This window comes from Streptomyces guryensis, assembly GCF_021261325.1.
Lineage (GTDB): Bacteria > Actinomycetota > Actinomycetes > Streptomycetales > Streptomycetaceae > Streptomyces > Streptomyces guryensis.
On the sequence record NZ_JAJSBI010000012.1, the window covers coordinates 110,001 to 125,894 of the forward strand.

Sequence of the window (15,894 nt, forward strand, 5' to 3'; positions counted from 1 at the left end):
GCGTCGTTGTCAGTGGGGCGCACCAGCGTTCCGGTTCACTCGCACTCGAGATCCGGAAGGCGCCGTCATGCCGATGTCCCCCCGTGACTGCACCTGGCTGTTCACGCCGGGCAGCACGTTCACCCACCAGTCCGGGACGGCCGGCGTGATCCACCTGGCCGGCGGCGAGACGCTCGACCTGCCCACCGGACGCGTGGTCGCCTGTGACCCGTTCGTCTGTCTGGGGAGCGGGGACATCGAGCCGTTCACCGTCACCGTCGACCCCGGCCGCGACCGGGTCGAGGCGGCCGTCGCCACCCTCACCCGCCCCGACGAGCCCCCGGCCGAGCACCCCCACCCGCGCGTGGCGGCGGTCCGGGTGGTCATCCGTGACGAACCCACCGTGACCTGGGAGTTGGCCCTGCGCCCCGAGCAGGACCCCGCAGAGCTCAAGGACGACGAGTTCTTCGGCTACGGCGTCGACGTCGGCACCGGCTGCTTCTACGACGCCTCGGCCGAGAACGCCTTCCCCGAGACCCATGGGGAGGAAGGGCCGCCGTGGGACGCCTTCGAGAACGGCGACTGGTCCGACTTCTTCGTCGCCCCCGCCCCCGCCTGGCAATCGCTGATCCCCGGACGCGCCCCCGACCACGGGGTTACCGTCGGATCATGAGCATCCGAGCCGTGGTCTGGGACGTCGACGACACCCTCTTCGACTACAGCGGAGCGGACCGTGCGGCCATGCGGGAGTATCTGGTGGCCGAGGGGCTGATCGACGAGGGCGGGGCCGTGGCCGAGGCGCTGGAGCGGTGGCGGGTGGCCACCGAGGTCCACTGGGCGCGGTTCTCGGTCGGCGAGGTCTCCTTCGAGGGGCAGCGGCGGGACCGTGTGCGGCTCTTCCTCGGTCGGGAGCTCACCGACGACGAGGCCGACGACTGGTTCCGGCGCTACAAGACCTACTACGAGGCCGCCTGGGCCCTCTTCCCGGACGTCCTGCCCGCCCTGGACGCCCTCGCCACCAGCCACCGGCACGCGGTGCTGTCCAACTCCAGCCTCACCGTCCAGGACCGCAAGCTGCGCACCCTCGGCGTGCACGACCGCTTCGAGGTGATCCTCTGCGCCGCCGAACTCGGTGTCTCCAAGCCCGAGGCCGGTGCCTTCCTGGCCGCCTGCGACGCCCTGGAACTGGCCCCGCACCAGGTCGCGTACGTCGGCGACCACCCGGAGATCGACGGACGCGGCGCGGCCGACGCAGGCCTGCTGTCGGTCTGGATCGACCGCGACGGCGCGTACACCAGCGGTGACGTCCTCGTCGCCGTACCCGCAGGCCCGCACCGGATCGCCTCCCTCGCCGAACTCCCCGCGATCCTCGGCGCCGATACCCGTTTTGGAGCCCCGTCCACCTTCAGGTAATGTTCTTCCTGCGCCGCCGGGAAGCGGGCCGAAAGGCCGGGAACCGGAGGAGCAAACTAGAACAAGAACCCCGTAGGGGCTTGCGTTCCAGTGGCCTATGGTGTAATTGGCAGCACGACTGATTCTGGTTCAGTTAGTCTTGGTTCGAGTCCAGGTAGGCCAGCTCGCGGAGCTCATCCGCACCGCGGATGTCATCCGTGAAGCCCCCGTTGTGTAGCGGCCTAGCACGCTGCCCTCTCAAGGCAGTAGCGCCGGTTCGAATCCGGTCGGGGGTACTGATCTCGATCAACTCGGGATCGCTAGGGCCCCCGTTGTGTAGCGGCCTAGCACGCCGCCCTCTCAAGGCGGTAGCGCCGGTTCGAATCCGGTCGGGGGTACAAACTGGTCTAAACCACATTGGTCTATGGTGTAATTGGCAGCACGACTGATTCTGGTTCAGTTAGTCTTGGTTCGAGTCCAGGTAGACCAGCTCGGATCTGCGGAAACGTTAGATCCTCGCCCCCGTTGTGTAGCGGCCTAGCACGCCGCCCTCTCAAGGCGGTAGCGCCGGTTCGAATCCGGTCGGGGGTACACCATGAAGGCCCTTCGCTTCGGCGAGGGGCCTTCGCCGTCTCCGGCGGCTACTCGTCGAAGCCGTACCGCCGTGCCGTCTCCTCCTCCTGGGCCAGCCGGTGCAGCGACTGCAGGATCGGCTCGTTGATGATCGCCCCCAGGATCGCGAACTCGATGCGCTCCTCCTCCGAGGGGTGCGTCTCCATGTTGTCCAGGTCGAGGACGGCCGTCCGGTGCATCAACTCGGCGTACGGCGCCATCAGTTCCGCCCCCCAGCCGTAGCCGAGCCGGCGGAACGCGGCCACCGACACCACCAGTGAGCGGTACGCGGGCGAGATGGTCGAGAGCCGCTTGGCGTTCTCCCAGCCGAGCTGCTCCAGCAGCGCGCTGACCTCGTGGTGTGCGGCCCGGACGAACTCGTCCTCCTCGTCCGGCTCCGGCACCTGCGGCAGCGCCCACATCGCGGCGCCGAGGCGGATCGTGCGCGGCAGGGAGTCGTCGTCGACGTGGTCCAGCACCTCGCGCACCGTGGCCACCGGCACCCCGCCCACCTGGATCATCGCCCGCACCAACCGCAGTCGGCGCAGATGCTCCTCGTCGTACTCGGCGGTCGTCGTGTTGATCTGCCGGCCGGGCGCCAACAGGCCTTCCCGCAGGTAGTACTTGATCGTCGCGGTGGACACCCCACTGCGCTCGCTGAGCTCGGCCAGCCGCATCTCTTGCGCCCCTCCTTGGGAAGTGTCACTATCCAAGCGTCGACCGGAAGGATAGCTCTGCTATCCGATGAGGACGCAGGGGGCCGCCATGTTCGCGAAGCCGGTACGGGGTCGTACGACCGCGGATGCGGAAGGTGATGTGGTGGTCCTGCTCATCGGCGTGCGGGTCAATCACTTCTGGGCGGTGCACCAGTGGCTGCCGGTCATGCTGGCGATGTTCCGCATGCTTGGGGAGCTTGCGCGGAACCATGACCGGGGGCTGCTGGGGCGCGTGATGCTGACGGCATCGCCGCGGACGTACTACGTCGTCCAGTACTGGGAGTCCAAGGAGAAGCTGTACGCCTACGCGCACTCGCCGGAGATGTTCCATCACCGGGCCTGGTCGATCATCAACGGCAAGGAGCGCACGGGGAAGGTGCGCGGCCATGTCGGGCTGTGGCACGAGGCGTACGTGGTGCCCGAGGGTTCGTACGAGGCGATCTACATCGACATGCCGGCCTTCGGGCTCGCCGGGGCGCACGGGCAGGTGCCGCTGGAGCGGCGGGGGCGGTACGCCAAGAACCGTTTCGCATACCGGGCGACGGGCGGGGCGGAGCAGAAGGCGGCCGAGAAGGCCGGTTGACCAGGGGGGAACGGGGGAGCGGGGAGGGCCTGCCGCGGCGTTGAGGCGGGCTCTCCTCGCTGACGTTCCGTGCGGCCTGCGACCGTCAGCCGGTGCGGCGCAGAGCCTCGGAGAGGCGGCCGGCGGCGTCGATGACCGCCTGGGCGTGCATACGGCCCGGGTGACGCGTCAGGCGCTCGATGGGGCCGGAGACGGACACGGCGGCCACCACGCGGTTGGACGGGCCGCGTACGGGTGCGGAGACGGACGCGACGCCCGGCTCGCGCTCACCGATGGACTGGGCCCAGCCGCGGCGTCGTACGCCCGAGAGTGCGGTGGCCGTGAAGCGGGCGCCCTGCAGGCCCCGGTGCAGGCGCTCCGGCTCTTCCCAGGCCATCAGGATCTGCGCCGAGGAACCGGCCTTCATCGTGAGTGTCGAGCCGACCGGGACCGTGTCCCGAAGGCCGGACAGGCGCTCCGCCGCGGCGACGCAGATGCGCATGTCGCCCTGGCGGCGGTAGAGCTGGGCGCTCTCGCCCGTGACGTCCCGGAGGTGGGTCAGCACCGGGCCCGCCGTGGCGAGGAGGCGGTCCTCGCCCGCCGCCGCCGCCAGCTCTGCAAGCCGGGGGCCGAGGATGAAACGGCCCTGCATGTCGCGTGCCACCATACGGTGGTGCTCCAGGGCCACGGCCAGTCTGTGGGCCGTCGGTCGTGCCAGTCCGGTGGCCGCCACCAGTCCCGCGAGGGTGGCCGGCCCGGACTCCAGGGCGCTGAGGACAAGGGCTGCCTTGTCCAGAACGCCCACGCCGCTACTGTTGTCCATGAAACGATACTCACGTCTCACTCTGTGAAACGCAAGTTCCTTTTTTCGTGAGACGCGCAACCCTTGTATGCACAGCGGCCCGCTGACCGAACGGGCCGGATGACGGATGCCCGTGAATTGGGGCCGGGTGCCGTCTCCTCAAGATCTCTAGTTGGGCCGGTGGACGTTTGCCGGCCGGAGGGAAAGCGATGGGTAGGACACTCGCGGAGAAGGTCTGGGACGACCACGTCGTCCGGCGCGCCGAGGGCGAGCCCGACCTCCTCTTCATCGATCTCCACCTCCTGCACGAGGTGACCAGCCCGCAGGCCTTCGACGGTCTGCGTCAGAACGGCCGCCCGGTGCGCCGTCTCGACCTCACCATCGCGACCGAGGACCACAACACCCCGACCCTCGACATCGACAAGCCGATCGCGGACCCGGTCTCCCGGGCCCAGCTGGAGACGCTGCGCAAGAACTGCGCCGATTTCGGTGTCCGGCTGCACCCGCTCGGTGACGTCGAGCAGGGTGTCGTGCACGTCGTGGGCCCGCAGCTGGGTCTGACCCAGCCCGGCACGACGGTGGTGTGCGGTGACTCCCACACCTCCACGCACGGTGCCTTCGGCGCGCTCGCGTTCGGCATCGGCACCTCGCAGGTCGAGCACGTGCTGGCCACCCAGACGCTGCCGCTGGCCCGTCCGAAGACCATGGCGATCACGGTCGACGGCGAACTGCCCGAGGGCGTCACGGCCAAGGACCTGATCCTGGCGATCATCGCCAAGATCGGTACGGGCGGCGGCCAGGGCTACATCCTGGAGTACCGCGGCTCCGCCATCGAGAAGCTCTCGATGGAGGCCCGCATGACCATCTGCAACATGTCGATCGAGGCCGGTGCCCGCGCGGGCATGATCGCCCCCGACGAGACGACCTTCGAGTACATCAAGGGCCGCGCCCACGCCCCCGAGGGCGAGGACTGGGACGCCGCCGTCGCGTACTGGAAGACGCTGAGGACGGACGAGGACGCCGAGTTCGACGCCGAGGTCGTCATCGACGCCGCGTCGCTGTCGCCGTTCGTCACCTGGGGCACCAACCCGGGCCAGGGCGCGCCGCTTTCGGCGGACGTCCCCGACCCTGCTTCGTACGAAGACGCTTCGGAGCGCCACGCCGCCGAAAAGGCCCTGGAATACATGGGGTTGGAGGCCGGACAGGCGCTGCGCTCCATCAAGGTGGACACCGTCTTCGTAGGCTCTTGCACCAACGGCCGGATCGAGGACCTACGCGCCGCGGCCGCGATCGTCGAGGGCCGCAAAGTCGCCGACGGCGTACGGATGCTGGTCGTCCCGGGCTCCGCGCGGGTGGGCCTGCAGGCCGTCTCCGAGGGCCTGGACGTCGTCTTCAAGGAGGCCGGCGCCGAATGGCGGCACGCAGGCTGCTCGATGTGCCTCGGCATGAACCCGGACCAGCTGGCCCCGGGTGAGCGCTCCGCCTCGACCTCCAACCGCAACTTCGAGGGCCGGCAGGGCAAGGGCGGTCGTACGCACCTGGTGTCGCCGCAGGTGGCCGCCGCGACGGCGGTCCTGGGCCACCTGGCCTCCCCGGCCGACCTGTCCGACGCCGAGACCCGTACGCCCGCTGGAGTCTGAGAGTCATGGAAGCATTCATCACGCACACCGGCCGGGCCGTCCCGCTGCGCCGCTCGAACGTCGACACCGACCAGATCATCCCTGCTCACTGGCTCAAGAAGGTCACGCGGGACGGTTTCGAGGACGGGCTGTTCGAGGCCTGGCGCAAGGACGAGAACTTCATCCTCAACCGCCCCGAGCGGCAGGGCGCCACGGTCCTGGTCGCCGGCCCCGACTTCGGCACCGGTTCCTCCCGTGAGCACGCCGTCTGGGCGCTGCAGAACTACGGCTTCAAGACCGTGATCTCCTCCCGCTTCGCCGATATCTTCCGTGGCAACTCGCTGAAGAACGGCCTGCTCACGGTGGTCCTGGACCAGAAGATCGTGGAAGCGCTGCAGGAGCTCTCCGAGAACGACCCGCAGGCGGAGATCACCGTCGACCTGGAGGCCCGCGAGGTGCGCGCCGAGGGCATCACGGCCTCCTTCGAGCTGGACGAGAACTCCCGCTGGCGGCTGCTGAACGGGCTGGACGACATCTCCATCACCCTCCAGAACGAGGCCGACATCGCCGCGTACGAGGCCAAGCGTCCGTCGTACAAGCCGCGGACGCTCAAGGTCTGATCCGGAGCCCCTCCGCAGGTCGGGTTTCGGCCAGCTGAACACCCCCGTTGTACCCCCGATCAGCCCGATCGGGGGTACAGCTGTGTCTGGGCCCGAACAGCCTTGACGGCGCTCGCACTTCTTCCCAACTTCCCACGTTACGACGGTTGTTGCCGGGGTAGCCGAGCTTTGTAGGCGCGACTTCCGCCGGAGCCCGGAAGGCCGTTTGAGGCATCAGTTGCGACCCCCGCAGGCGACAACTCGCCCCAGATGGCACAATCTGTGCATGGAACACGACGGCCAACTCGAGCTCTATGCGGCAGTCGCGGACCAACTGAAGGAAGCGCACTCAAGGGTGCGCGCACTGCAAGTCCCGGAGGGCGTACGGATGGCGCTGACCCGGAAGCTGCTGGTCATTACGGCCGCGGCCAAGCACGATCTCGCCGACGCGGCAAGGCGTCTGGAGGCGTTCACCACGGACCTCGACGAGGGTCGATTCCCCGAAGAGGGCCGCTGAACGCGTTCGAGGCAGCCGAGTTCGTTGCGGCGCACGGGTGATTAGCCCGTTTCGTGTTTGATTTGCGGTATATATCTGCCTAACGTGCGAAAAAGCTTGAACACTTTCGTTCTGGCAATGTCTCCGAAGGGGAAGACGTGAACAAGGCGCAGCTCGTAGAAGCGATTGCCGACAAGCTGGGCGGCCGACAGCAGGCCGCCGAGGCTGTCGACGCGGTCCTGGACGCCATCGTCCGCGCGACCGTCGCCGGGGACCGGGTCTCGGTCACCGGCTTCGGCTCGTTCGAGAAGGTCGACCGTCCGGCCCGCTACACCCGCAACCCGCAGACGGGCGAGCGGGTTCGGGTCAAGAAGACCTCCGTTCCGCGCTTCCGCGCGGGCCAGGGCTTCAAGGACCTGGTGAGCGGCTCCAAGAAGCTCCCGCGCGGTGGCGAGGTCGCCGTCAAGAAGGCGCCCAAGGGCAGCCTGACCGGTGGGGCGGCCGCAACGGTCAAGAAGGCCGCGGCGAAGAAGACCACCGCCAAGAAGGCGACCGCCGCCGCGAAGAAGACCACGGCGCGGAAGACGACGGCCAAGAAGACGACGGCCACCGCCAAGACGTCCGCGGCGAAGAAGACGACGGCCAAGAAGACGACGGGCGCCGCCAAGACGTCCGCGGCGAAGAAGACGACGGCCAAGAAGGCGACCGCCAAGAAGGCCCCGGCGAAGAAGGCGACGGCCAAGAAGGCCCCCGCCAAGAAGTCGACGGCTCGCAAGACCACCACCGCCAAGACGGCCACGGCCCGCAAGAGGTAAGAGGTAAGGGCACAGGGGCACTCACGCGCCGGGCCGGACTCCGTGTCGGAGTCCGGCCCGCGGCGTGTTCGGGGGCCCCGTCAGAGGGTTTGCAGTGTCACCAGGGTGATCCGGCGAGCCTCGCCCTCACCGTCGGTCTCGATGCGGACCCGTTGTCCGGGGCGGAGCAGCCGCAGGCCGCCTGCGTCGAACGCGGGTGCGTCGAAGGGGACGGGGGTGCCGTCGTCCAGCAGCACGCTGCCGGTTCGGGTGGCGGCGTCGTACGTGTAGGCGGTGGCTTGCATGGCGGCCAGCGTAGTGCCTGCGGCGCCTCGTCGCCGGGGTGCGACCGTCCTGCCGACTGCGGGTGCGTTGTGGCTGGTCGCGCAGTTCCCGGCGCCCCTTCGGGCGCTCAGCCTGCGGCAGTCGTGCCGCTTGGGCGGCACGGGTGGGGGCGGGCGGCACCTCTGAACGAGCAGCGCCCCACCCCTCCCGCACCGGCACCGGTACCTCAGGTTCCGGGAATCAGTAAACCCGCCGAAACGGCCGCGGTGTACCGCCCCACCCCCAGCGCCAGAGCGGCGCGCAAGTCGTCACCCGTGTCCACGTCCTGGCGTACGGAATCCACGTCCCCGAGGGTGAGCTCCGCGGCGCCGGACGCCCGGTGCCGGGCGCGGGAATCCGGGCCGAATGCCGGGAGCAATTCGTGGGCGGGGGTTGCGGCCAGCAAGGTCGTGCCGATTGCAGCCGCGTCCGCGAGGAAAGCGCGGGGGAATTGTTCGGCCGCGTCCAGGACCCGGGACAATTCCAGGGGCCGCAGCGCCGGGAGATCGGCGTTCAGGGCGGCAACGGGACTTCCGGGGCGTATGGCGCGTACTGCGGTCACGCCGTGCGTCAGGGCCGCGTTGAGGCCGCCCTGGGGCTCGTCCGGGACGATCCGCGCGCCCAGCGCGGTGAGCTCGCGGCCCGCCAGGGCGTCGTCCGTGACGACCGCCACATCCCTGACTGCCGGGCAGGCCAGGGCCGCCACCACGGTGTCCTGGGCGAAGGCGAGGGCGAGCCCGGGGCGCAGCGCTTCGGCCGCGGTGTCCGAGAGCCTGCTCTTGGCGCGAGTCAGGGGTTTCAGGGGTATGACCAAGGTCCACTGCACCGGTGTTCCGTCCCTCTCTTGTCGCGGCCATTGTCACTCAGCCGTCACCTGGACCATCTGGCAGTCGCGTCGTCGGGGCGTACGGTGTTCTCGACAGACCGGCGGCCTGGGGCGACACTTGTGCGGCCCCCGAAGGCCCTAGAGGAAGGTGTCCGCGTGCCCCGCCGCAGAATCGGCTTCTGGTACCGCTTCGCAGCGGTGCTCTGCAAACCGCCACTGGTGGTTCTGATCAAGCGGGACTGGCGCGGAATGGAGCACATTCCGGCCGACGGCGGATTTATCACCGCGGTGAACCACAATTCCCATGCGGACCCCTTCGCGTATGCGCACTATCAGTACAACACCGGACGGGTTCCGCGATTCCTGGCGAAGAGCGGCCTTTTCAAGAAGGGATTCGTCGGTGCCGCGATGCGCGGCACCGGACAGATCCCCGTCTACCGCGAGACCACGGACGCGCTGAGCGCGTTCCGCGCCGCGATCGACGCGGTGCAGCGCGGCGAGTGCGTCGCTTTCTACCCCGAGGGCACCATCACCCGGGACCCCGCACAGTGGCCCATGACCGGCAAGACGGGTGCCGCGCGCGTCGCCCTCACCACCAAGTGCCCGGTGATCCCCGTCGCTCAGTGGGGCGCCAACGAACTGCTGCCGCCGTACGCCAAGAAGCCCAACATCCGCCCGCGCAAGACCCACCACGTGCTCGCCGGCCCGCCCGTCGACCTCTCGCGCTTCTACGACAAGGAGATGACCCCGGACCTCCTGAAGGAGGCGACCGCGGTCATCATGGCCGCCATCACCCGCCAGCTGGAGGAGATCCGCGGCGAGAAGGCGCCCGAGACGCCGTACGACCCGCGCCGTGAGCGGATCGAGCAGCGGCGCAGGACGCAGACGCAGAGCGGTCAGGAAGAGGAGAGCGCCAAGTGAGCAAGTCGGTCAAGGCGGCTGTCTTCAGCGCCGGTTCATGGGGCACGGCCTTCGGGATGGTGCTCGCCGACGCCGGCTGCGAGGTCACCCTCTGGGGCCGCCGGCCGGAGGTCGTGGACGCGATCAACTCCACCCGGGCCAACCCCGACTACCTGGCCGGTGTCGAGCTTCCGGAGAACCTGCGGGCCACCACCGACCCCGCCGAGGCCGCCGCGGGCGCCGACTTCACGGTCCTGTCGTTGCCGTCCCAGACGATGCGCGCCAACCTCGCCGAATGGGCGCCGCTGCTCGCGCCCGACACGATCCTCGTCTCCCTCATGAAGGGCGTCGAACTCGGCTCCGCCATGCGGATGAGCGAGGTCATCGAGGACGTCGCCAAGGTGGGCGCCGACCGGATCGCCGTCGTCACCGGGCCCAACCTCGCGCGTGAGATCGCCGCCCGGAGGCCGGCCGCCGCCGTCGTCGCCTGCACCGACGAGGCGGTCGCCAAGCGGCTCCAGGCCGCCTGCCACACGCCGTACTTCCGGCCGTACACGAACACGGACGTGGTCGGCTGCGAACTGGGCGGTGCCGTCAAGAACGTGATCGGCCTCGCCGTCGGCATCGCGGACGGCATGGGCCTCGGCGACAACGCCAAGGGCTCACTCATCACGCGCGGTCTCGCCGAGACCACCCGGCTCGGCATCGCGCTGGGCGCCGACCCGCTGACCTTCTCCGGACTCGCGGGCCTGGGCGACCTGGTGGCGACCTGTTCCTCGCCGCTGTCGCGCAACCACACCTTCGGCACCAACCTCGGCAAGGGCATGACGCTGCAGGAGACCATCGCGGTCACCAAGCAGACCGCCGAGGGCGTCAAGTCCTGTGAGTCCGTTGCGGATCTGGCCCGCCGGCACGGCGTGGAGATGCCCATCACCGAGACCGTCGTGGACATCGTGCACGAGGGCAAGCCTCCAGTGGTCGCGCTCAAGGAGCTGATGTCGCGCAGCGCGAAGCCCGAACGACGCTGAGCGAACCTGCTGAGTCGACGCTGTATCGGGGCTCTACCAACGGGTACTCTCAACGCGATATGAGCACCGAGAACCTCCCCCAGAGCCCTGAGCAGCCGCCTCGCAAGCCGCGCGTGGCCGTCGTGTTCGGCGGACGCAGCTCCGAACACGGGATCTCCGTGGTCACCGCCGGCGCCGTCCTCAAGGCCATCGACCGGACCAAGTACGACGTCCTGCCGATCGGCATCACGCGCGAAGGCCGCTGGGCCCTCACCGCCGACGAGCCCGAACGCATGGCGATCACCGACCGCCGTACGCCCGAGGTCGACGACGTGGCCGAGTCGGGCGAGGGCGGCGTGGTGCTCCCCCTCGACCCCGGCAACCGCGAAGTCGTCGTGAGCGAGCCCGGATCGGTGCCCAAGGCGCTCGGGGAGGTCGACGTCGTCTTCCCCGTCCTGCACGGCCCGTACGGCGAGGACGGCACCCTGCAGGGCCTGCTGGAGCTCTCCGGCGTCCCGTACGTGGGGTCGGGCGTGCTCGCCTCGGCCGTCGGCCAGGACAAGGAGTACATGAAGCGGGTGTTCACCTCCTTCGGGCTCAGGGTCGGCCCGTACGTGGTGATCCGGCCGCGCGAGTGGGAGCAGGACGAGCCGGCCGCCCGCAAGAAGATCGTCGACTTCGCCGGCGAGCACGGCTGGCCGCTCTTCGTGAAGCCCGCGCGCGCGGGTTCGTCGATCGGCATCACCAAGGTCGACGACATCGCCGGCCTCGGCGACGCGATCGCTCAGGCGCAGCGGCACGACCCGAAGATCCTCGTGGAGGCGGCGCTGCGCGGCCGCGAGATCGAGTGCGGGGTGCTGGAGTTCGAGGACGGTCCGCGGGCGAGCGTGCCCTCCGAGATCCCGCCGCCGGACGCGCACGCGTACTACGACTTCGAGGCGAAGTACATCGACTCGACGCCGGGTATCGTGCCGGCGCCGCTGACGCCCGAGGAGACCGCCGAGGTGCAGCGGCTCGCGGTCGACGCCTTCGAGGCCGCGTCCTGCGAGGGCCTGGTGCGCGCGGACTTCTTCCTCACCGAGGACGGCGAGTTCGTGATCAACGAGATCAACACGATGCCCGGCATGACCCCGATCTCGATGTACCCCCAGATGTGGCAGGCGACCGGCGTCAGCTACCCCGAGCTGGTGGACAAGCTGATCCAGGCGGCACTGCGCAGGTCAACGGGCCTGCGCTGAGCGCCCCGAAGGGGCGCGGGGCTGTATCGCATGCGGCTACCGCCGCGTGGGTGCGAGCAACCACACACGACCCGCAGTCGACGTATGACCGGTACGCCCACGGCGATCAGTCGGCAACACCCGCCGGTATCGCCTTCTTGATGGCAGGCGCCAGATCAACCAGTGGCGCCATGCCATCCCCGGCCCGCCCCGCCGGGATCCTCACCTCGACATAAACCTTGCGCAGGGTCGTGGTGAAGCGGAACGACCCGTCGTCCTGCTTCTGCAGCAGCCAGCCCACGCCGTCCACCTCGACCCCGTCGGCCTCCGGATCACTCATCTCCGCGGGCCGCGGAACACCGCAGCGCAGTATGATCGCCGGGTTCCCCCAGCCCGCGGTCAGCGCGGACGCGGGCTCGGGATCCCGGCGACTCTGACCGTCGGCCCTGGACGGCAGCACCTTGTCCAGGTTTCGGCACAACTCGGCGACCTTCGTGCCCGGGCTGGGAACCGCGGCCCGGGCGGCGTCGTCTGCTGATGAGCAGCCCGCGGCGGTGATCAGCAGGGTGAGGACGGGCGGCCCGACAAGGATGCGGCGCCGGTGACGGAAGAACTTCACCGGCCCAGGGTAGACGGGGGCTACAGATGGACGACCGGGCAGGTCAGGGTGCGGGTGATGCCGTCCACTTGCTGGACCTTCGCGACCACCATGCGGCCGAGGTCGTCCACGGTGTCGGCCTGGGCCCGCACGATCACGTCATAAGGTCCTGTCACGTCCTCGGCCTGGATGACTCCAGGGATCTTGCTGATCGTCTCGGCGACGGTCGACGCCTTGCCGACCTCCGTCTGGATCAGGATGTACGCCTGTACCACGGAACCTCCAGGGCGGCCACGAGGATCATGTGGGGAAAAGGAACGCCACGGTATCGCGTCGTTGCTCGCCGCGGGGAGACCCGCGGGGGCCGGGGCTTGCGCGCCGGGGTGCGGGCACGGCAGAGGCTGACGGTCACCTCGACCGTATCGAGGACACTGATGACGCGCGACCGGGCACGGCAAGGGACAGAAGGGGAGCAAGGGCAATGAAGGGCACTGTTGGTGAGCTCGGGGAGTTCGGGCTCATCAGGGAGCTCACCTCCCGTCTCACCACCACCCCGGCGGTCCGGGTCGGCCCCGGCGACGACGCCGCGGTGGTGGCCGCGCCCGACCGACGGGTCGTGGCCAGCACCGACATCCTCCTGGAGGGACGGCACTTCCGCCGCGACTGGTCCACCGCCTACGACGTCGGACGTAAGGCCGCTGCGCAGAACCTCGCGGACATCGCCGCCATGGGTGCCGTACCGACCGCAGTGCTGCTCGGCCTGGTGGTGCCCGCCGAACTCCCGGTGACCTGGCCGAGCGAGCTGATGGACGGCATCCGCGACGAGTGCCAGGTCGCGGGCGCGTCCGTGGTCGGCGGCGATGTCGTACGGGGCGACACGATCGTGGTGTCGATCACCGCGCTCGGCGATCTGCGTAACCAGGAGCCGATCACCCGGGGCGGCGCCCAGCCCGGCGACCTGGTCGCGGTGACCGGCTGGCTGGGCTGGTCCGCCGCCGGTTACGCGGTGCTCTCCCGGGGCTTCCGTTCGCCGCGCGCGTTCGTGGAGGCGCACCGGCGACCCGAGCCGCCTTACCACGCGGGCCCGGCGGCCGCGGGGCTCGGCGCGACCGCGATGTGCGACGTCAGCGACGGACTCATCGCCGACCTGGGGCACATCGCCGAGGCCAGCAAGGTCCGTATCGACATCCGCTCCGGTGCGATCGACATCCCGTCCCAGATGAACGACATCGGGCAGGCAGTCGGCGTCGACCCCATGCAGTGGGTGCTGACCGGGGGAGAGGACCACGCGATCGTGGCGACCTTCCCGCCGGACGTGAAGCTGCCCGCCCGCTGGAAGGTGATCGGCGAGGTCCTCAACCCCTCGGCGCTGCCCCAGGTGACGGTGGACGGGGCGCCGTGGACCAGCAAGGGCGGCTGGGACCACTTCGGAAACATCGAGTCATGAGCGCCCCGCCCAGGGTGCTGACGGTCGCGGGCTCCGATTCCGGCGGAGGGGCCGGGATCCAGGCCGACCTGAAGACGATGCTCGCGCTCGGCGTGCACGGCATGAGCGTCGTCACCGCGGTCACCGCGCAGAACTCCCGCGGCGTGCAGGGGGCTTGGGAGCTCCCGGTGGAGGCCGTGCGGGCCCAGTACCGGAGTGTGGTCGATGACATCGGCGTACAGGCGGTCAAGACCGGGATGCTGGCCTCGGCCGAACTCGTCGAGACGGTCGCCGGGTTGATCGCGGCGACCGACGCCCCCGTGGTCGTCGACCCGGTCGGCATCTCGAAGCACGGGGACCCGCTGCTGGCGGCCTCCGCGCTGGAGTCCGTACGGACGAAGCTGCTGCCCGCGGCGACCGTCGCGACGCCGAACCTCGACGAGGTGGCCCAACTCGCCGGTGTGCACGTCGAGTCGGAGTCGGATCTGCGCGCCGCCGCCGCGGCCGTGCTGTCGTACGGTCCGCGCTGGGTGCTCGTCAAGGGCGGCCATCTGCCCGCAGACGCCGTCGATCTGCTCACCGACGGCTCCGAGGAGCACTGGCTGCGCGCCCCCCGGCACGACAACCGGCACACGCACGGCACGGGCTGCACCCTCGCGTCGGCGATCGCGTCGCAGCTCGCGAAGGGGCAGTCCGTGCCGGAGGCGGTAGTGGCGGCCAAGGAGTACGTCACCGGGGCGATCGCCGCGGGGTTCGCGCTCGGCGGGGGGATCGGGCCCGTGGACCACGGGTGGGCCCTTACGCGGGATAGTCGGGGAGCTTGATGTCGGTCGCCGACTTCTCGGTGATCTTCTTGAAGAAGGCGGCCAGCGGGCGGGAGGCCAGCAGCCGGTACATGCGGTCCCGGCTGCGGATGCGCCGCTCGGTGGGCGGCGCGAAGAACGGGCCCGCGTTGCCCGAGGTCTTCTGGCAGCCCTTCGCGAAGCCGGTGATCCGGGCCTCGTACGCGGCGAACGCCGTACGGTGGTCCCCGCCCGCGAGCGCCAGTTCACCGGCGAGGACGTACGAGCCGACGATCGCCACGCCCGTCCCCATGCCGCCCATGGTCGCCCCGTAGCCCGCGTCTCCGAGGAGTGCCACGCGCCCCTTGGTGAGCCGGTCGACATGGATCTGGGCGATCGCGTCGAAGTAGAGGTCGTCGGTCTGTTCGAGGGCCTTGAGGACGTTCGGCCCCTCCCAGCCCGTCCCCGCGAACCGCTCGGCGAGGATCCGCTTCTGCCCTGCGACGTCCCGGCGGTCGTACGACAGCGGTTCCGACCGGAAGACCAGCAGGGCGCCCGCCCGGTCCGGGGCGCCGTCGTAGTTGCCGATCATGATCGCGCGGCCGGGCTCGCTGTAGGTTCGGCCGGTGCGGTCCAGGCCCAGGTGGTTGGGGACCTCGAAGCCCGCCACATAGTGGTCGAAGAAGCGCAGGTGGTGGGACTCGTCGCCGAAGACGAGGGCGCGGGTGTTCGAGTGCAGGCCGTCCGCGCCGATCACCAGGTCGAAGCGGCGGGCGGGACCCTGCTCGAAGGTGACGTCGACACCGTCGGCCGTGTCGGTGAGCGTGGCGATCGAGTCGCCGAACACGTACTCGACGCGGTCGCTGGTGCGCTCGTACATGATCCGTGCGAGCTCGCCCCGGAAGATCTCGACGTCGCCACTCATCATCTCCGCGGGCAGGTCCACCTTCGGGGAGCCGTCCGCGTCGACGACGATCTGACGGCCCATGTGGGTCTGGCGGGCGTGGATCTCGTCCCAGATGCCCATGGCGGTGAGGACGGTTCGGTGGACGTGACCGCGGAAGTCGACCGCGAAGCCGCCGCCGCGCAGTTCCGGCGCCTTCTCGACGACGGTGACGCGGGCGCCGTGGCGGAGCAGGTTGAGGGCGAGGGCCGGGCCGGCGACGCTGGCGCCGGAGATGAGGACGTTCAGGTGGCTGAGGCTCTGTGTGTTCGTCGTGCTCCGTGTCTTCGTCATGGGGTG

At 69.8% G+C, this 15,894-nt stretch carries 19 protein-coding genes and 5 tRNA genes; 17 read left to right on the top strand and 7 right to left on the bottom strand.

Annotated elements, in window-relative coordinates:
- The first annotated feature begins 67 nt into the window (after positions 1 to 67).
- The 7 genes from LJ657_RS24120 to LJ657_RS24150 all read left to right on the top strand — a co-directional run bounded on the left by LJ657_RS24120 (position 68) and on the right by LJ657_RS24150 (position 1,962).
- Entirely contained in the window at positions 68 to 652 is a 585-nt protein-coding gene (locus LJ657_RS24120; RefSeq protein WP_232650829.1) for a DUF4241 domain-containing protein, read from the top strand.
- Entirely contained in the window at positions 649 to 1,392 is a 744-nt protein-coding gene (locus LJ657_RS24125; protein WP_232650830.1) for an HAD family hydrolase, read from the top strand. Before LJ657_RS24120 ends, LJ657_RS24125 begins: the two co-directional genes overlap by 4 nt.
- 91 nt (positions 1,393 to 1,483) lie before the next feature.
- A tRNA-Gln gene (locus LJ657_RS24130) sits at positions 1,484 to 1,555 on the top strand.
- Positions 1,556 to 1,594: 39 nt separating this feature from the next.
- A tRNA-Glu gene (locus tag LJ657_RS24135) sits at positions 1,595 to 1,667 on the top strand.
- A 29-nt stretch (positions 1,668 to 1,696) separates the two neighbouring features.
- Positions 1,697 to 1,769, top strand: a tRNA-Glu gene (locus LJ657_RS24140).
- Positions 1,770 to 1,789: 20 nt separating this feature from the next.
- Positions 1,790 to 1,861 (top strand) — tRNA-Gln (locus LJ657_RS24145).
- 28 nt (positions 1,862 to 1,889) lie between these two features.
- Positions 1,890 to 1,962: transfer RNA gene (locus LJ657_RS24150), tRNA-Glu, on the top strand.
- A 50-nt stretch (positions 1,963 to 2,012) separates the two neighbouring features.
- On the opposite strand, the gene LJ657_RS24155 is transcribed toward LJ657_RS24150, so the two are convergent.
- Positions 2,013 to 2,660 (bottom strand): MerR family transcriptional regulator, encoded by a 648-nt coding sequence (locus LJ657_RS24155; protein WP_232650831.1) that lies wholly within the window; start codon positions 2,658 to 2,660, stop codon positions 2,013 to 2,015.
- A gap of 88 nt (positions 2,661 to 2,748) precedes the next feature.
- Between LJ657_RS24155 and LJ657_RS24160 the strand changes: the two genes are divergently transcribed.
- Complete coding sequence (locus tag LJ657_RS24160; RefSeq protein ID WP_232650969.1) at positions 2,749 to 3,282, top strand: DUF4188 domain-containing protein; 534 nt, start codon at positions 2,749 to 2,751, stop codon at positions 3,280 to 3,282.
- 85 nt (positions 3,283 to 3,367) lie between these two features.
- On the opposite strand, the gene ndgR is transcribed toward LJ657_RS24160, so the two are convergent.
- The gene (ndgR, locus tag LJ657_RS24165) at positions 3,368 to 4,084 is read right to left on the bottom strand and encodes an IclR family transcriptional regulator NdgR (RefSeq protein WP_010984119.1); all 717 of its coding nucleotides are present in this window, start codon (positions 4,082 to 4,084) and stop codon (positions 3,368 to 3,370) included.
- Between the two features lie 188 nt (positions 4,085 to 4,272).
- Between ndgR and leuC the strand changes: the two genes are divergently transcribed.
- The 4 genes from leuC to LJ657_RS24185 all read left to right on the top strand — a co-directional run bounded on the left by leuC (position 4,273) and on the right by LJ657_RS24185 (position 7,592).
- Complete coding sequence (gene leuC, locus LJ657_RS24170; protein ID WP_232650832.1) at positions 4,273 to 5,703, top strand: 3-isopropylmalate dehydratase large subunit; 1,431 nt, start codon at positions 4,273 to 4,275, stop codon at positions 5,701 to 5,703.
- A gap of 5 nt (positions 5,704 to 5,708) precedes the next feature.
- Positions 5,709 to 6,302, top strand: coding sequence for a 3-isopropylmalate dehydratase small subunit (gene leuD, locus LJ657_RS24175; protein ID WP_232650833.1), 594 nt, complete (start codon positions 5,709 to 5,711; stop codon positions 6,300 to 6,302).
- A 265-nt stretch (positions 6,303 to 6,567) separates the two neighbouring features.
- A complete protein-coding gene (locus tag LJ657_RS24180; protein ID WP_232650834.1) occupies positions 6,568 to 6,798 on the top strand; it encodes an SCO5555 family protein in 231 nt (76 codons plus the stop codon).
- Between the two features lie 137 nt (positions 6,799 to 6,935).
- Positions 6,936 to 7,592, top strand: coding sequence for an HU family DNA-binding protein (locus LJ657_RS24185; RefSeq protein ID WP_232650835.1), 657 nt, complete (start codon positions 6,936 to 6,938; stop codon positions 7,590 to 7,592).
- Positions 7,593 to 7,672: 80 nt separating this feature from the next.
- Here LJ657_RS24185 and LJ657_RS24190 read toward each other — a convergent pair whose 3' ends face one another.
- Together LJ657_RS24190 and cofC are read right to left on the bottom strand one after the other, a co-directional pair.
- Positions 7,673 to 7,876 (bottom strand): hypothetical protein, encoded by a 204-nt coding sequence (locus LJ657_RS24190; RefSeq protein WP_232650836.1) that lies wholly within the window; start codon positions 7,874 to 7,876, stop codon positions 7,673 to 7,675.
- Positions 7,877 to 8,082: 206 nt separating this feature from the next.
- On the bottom strand, positions 8,083 to 8,721 hold the full coding sequence (gene cofC, locus LJ657_RS24195) for a 2-phospho-L-lactate guanylyltransferase (protein WP_232650837.1): 639 nt from the start codon (positions 8,719 to 8,721) through the stop codon (positions 8,083 to 8,085).
- 156 nt (positions 8,722 to 8,877) lie between these two features.
- Between cofC and LJ657_RS24200 the strand changes: the two genes are divergently transcribed.
- The 3 genes from LJ657_RS24200 to LJ657_RS24210 are packed head-to-tail and all read left to right on the top strand — an operon-like array spanning position 8,878 to position 11,866.
- A complete protein-coding gene (locus LJ657_RS24200; protein WP_232650838.1) occupies positions 8,878 to 9,642 on the top strand; it encodes a lysophospholipid acyltransferase family protein in 765 nt (254 codons plus the stop codon).
- Positions 9,639 to 10,649 (top strand): NAD(P)H-dependent glycerol-3-phosphate dehydrogenase, encoded by a 1,011-nt coding sequence (locus LJ657_RS24205; protein WP_232650839.1) that lies wholly within the window; start codon positions 9,639 to 9,641, stop codon positions 10,647 to 10,649. The genes LJ657_RS24200 and LJ657_RS24205 overlap by 4 nt, the downstream gene beginning before the upstream one ends.
- Before the next feature lie 59 nt (positions 10,650 to 10,708).
- Complete coding sequence (locus tag LJ657_RS24210) at positions 10,709 to 11,866, top strand: D-alanine--D-alanine ligase family protein (RefSeq protein ID WP_232650840.1); 1,158 nt, start codon at positions 10,709 to 10,711, stop codon at positions 11,864 to 11,866.
- 106 nt (positions 11,867 to 11,972) lie between these two features.
- On the opposite strand, the gene LJ657_RS24215 is transcribed toward LJ657_RS24210, so the two are convergent.
- Positions 11,973 to 12,464, bottom strand: a complete 492-nt coding sequence (locus LJ657_RS24215; protein WP_232650841.1) for a DUF3515 domain-containing protein — start codon at positions 12,462 to 12,464, stop codon at positions 11,973 to 11,975.
- A gap of 20 nt (positions 12,465 to 12,484) precedes the next feature.
- On the bottom strand, positions 12,485 to 12,718 hold the full coding sequence (locus LJ657_RS24220) for an Lrp/AsnC family transcriptional regulator (protein ID WP_003997603.1): 234 nt from the start codon (positions 12,716 to 12,718) through the stop codon (positions 12,485 to 12,487).
- 206 nt (positions 12,719 to 12,924) lie between these two features.
- Between LJ657_RS24220 and LJ657_RS24225 the strand changes: the two genes are divergently transcribed.
- The gene (locus LJ657_RS24225; RefSeq protein WP_232650842.1) at positions 12,925 to 13,890 is read left to right on the top strand and encodes a thiamine-phosphate kinase; all 966 of its coding nucleotides are present in this window, start codon (positions 12,925 to 12,927) and stop codon (positions 13,888 to 13,890) included.
- Entirely contained in the window at positions 13,887 to 14,693 is an 807-nt protein-coding gene (gene thiD, locus LJ657_RS24230) for a bifunctional hydroxymethylpyrimidine kinase/phosphomethylpyrimidine kinase (protein ID WP_232650843.1), read from the top strand. Before LJ657_RS24225 ends, thiD begins: the two co-directional genes overlap by 4 nt.
- On the opposite strand, the gene LJ657_RS24235 is transcribed toward thiD, so the two are convergent.
- Positions 14,668 to 15,888 carry an FAD-dependent monooxygenase gene (locus LJ657_RS24235; protein ID WP_232650844.1) on the bottom strand — a complete coding sequence of 407 codons (1,221 nt, stop codon included), beginning with the start codon at positions 15,886 to 15,888 and terminating at the stop codon, positions 14,668 to 14,670. The two genes, thiD and LJ657_RS24235, sit on opposite strands and share 26 nt — an antisense overlap.
- Positions 15,889 to 15,894: the final 6 nt, after the last annotated feature.

What these genes read in the sequence shown, in the direction of transcription:
- LJ657_RS24120 (WP_232650829.1), top strand. Translation starts at nt 68, where the DNA reads ATGCCGATGTCCCCCCGTGACTGCACCTGGCTGTTCACGCCGGGCAGC.
- LJ657_RS24125 (WP_232650830.1), top strand. Translation starts at nt 649, where the DNA reads ATGAGCATCCGAGCCGTGGTCTGGGACGTCGACGACACCCTCTTCGAC.
- LJ657_RS24155 (WP_232650831.1), bottom strand. Translation starts at nt 2,660, where the DNA reads ATGCGGCTGGCCGAGCTCAGCGAGCGCAGTGGGGTGTCCACCGCGACG.
- LJ657_RS24160 (WP_232650969.1), top strand. Translation starts at nt 2,749, where the DNA reads ATGTTCGCGAAGCCGGTACGGGGTCGTACGACCGCGGATGCGGAAGGT.
- ndgR (WP_010984119.1), bottom strand. Translation starts at nt 4,084, where the DNA reads ATGGACAACAGTAGCGGCGTGGGCGTTCTGGACAAGGCAGCCCTTGTC.
- leuC (WP_232650832.1), top strand. Translation starts at nt 4,273, where the DNA reads ATGGGTAGGACACTCGCGGAGAAGGTCTGGGACGACCACGTCGTCCGG.
- leuD (WP_232650833.1), top strand. Translation starts at nt 5,709, where the DNA reads ATGGAAGCATTCATCACGCACACCGGCCGGGCCGTCCCGCTGCGCCGC.
- LJ657_RS24180 (WP_232650834.1), top strand. Translation starts at nt 6,568, where the DNA reads ATGGAACACGACGGCCAACTCGAGCTCTATGCGGCAGTCGCGGACCAA.
- LJ657_RS24190 (WP_232650836.1), bottom strand. Translation starts at nt 7,876, where the DNA reads ATGCAAGCCACCGCCTACACGTACGACGCCGCCACCCGAACCGGCAGC.
- LJ657_RS24210 (WP_232650840.1), top strand. Translation starts at nt 10,709, where the DNA reads ATGAGCACCGAGAACCTCCCCCAGAGCCCTGAGCAGCCGCCTCGCAAG.
- LJ657_RS24225 (WP_232650842.1), top strand. Translation starts at nt 12,925, where the DNA reads ATGAAGGGCACTGTTGGTGAGCTCGGGGAGTTCGGGCTCATCAGGGAG.
- thiD (WP_232650843.1), top strand. Translation starts at nt 13,887, where the DNA reads ATGAGCGCCCCGCCCAGGGTGCTGACGGTCGCGGGCTCCGATTCCGGC.
- LJ657_RS24235 (WP_232650844.1), bottom strand. Translation starts at nt 15,888, where the DNA reads ATGACGAAGACACGGAGCACGACGAACACACAGAGCCTCAGCCACCTG.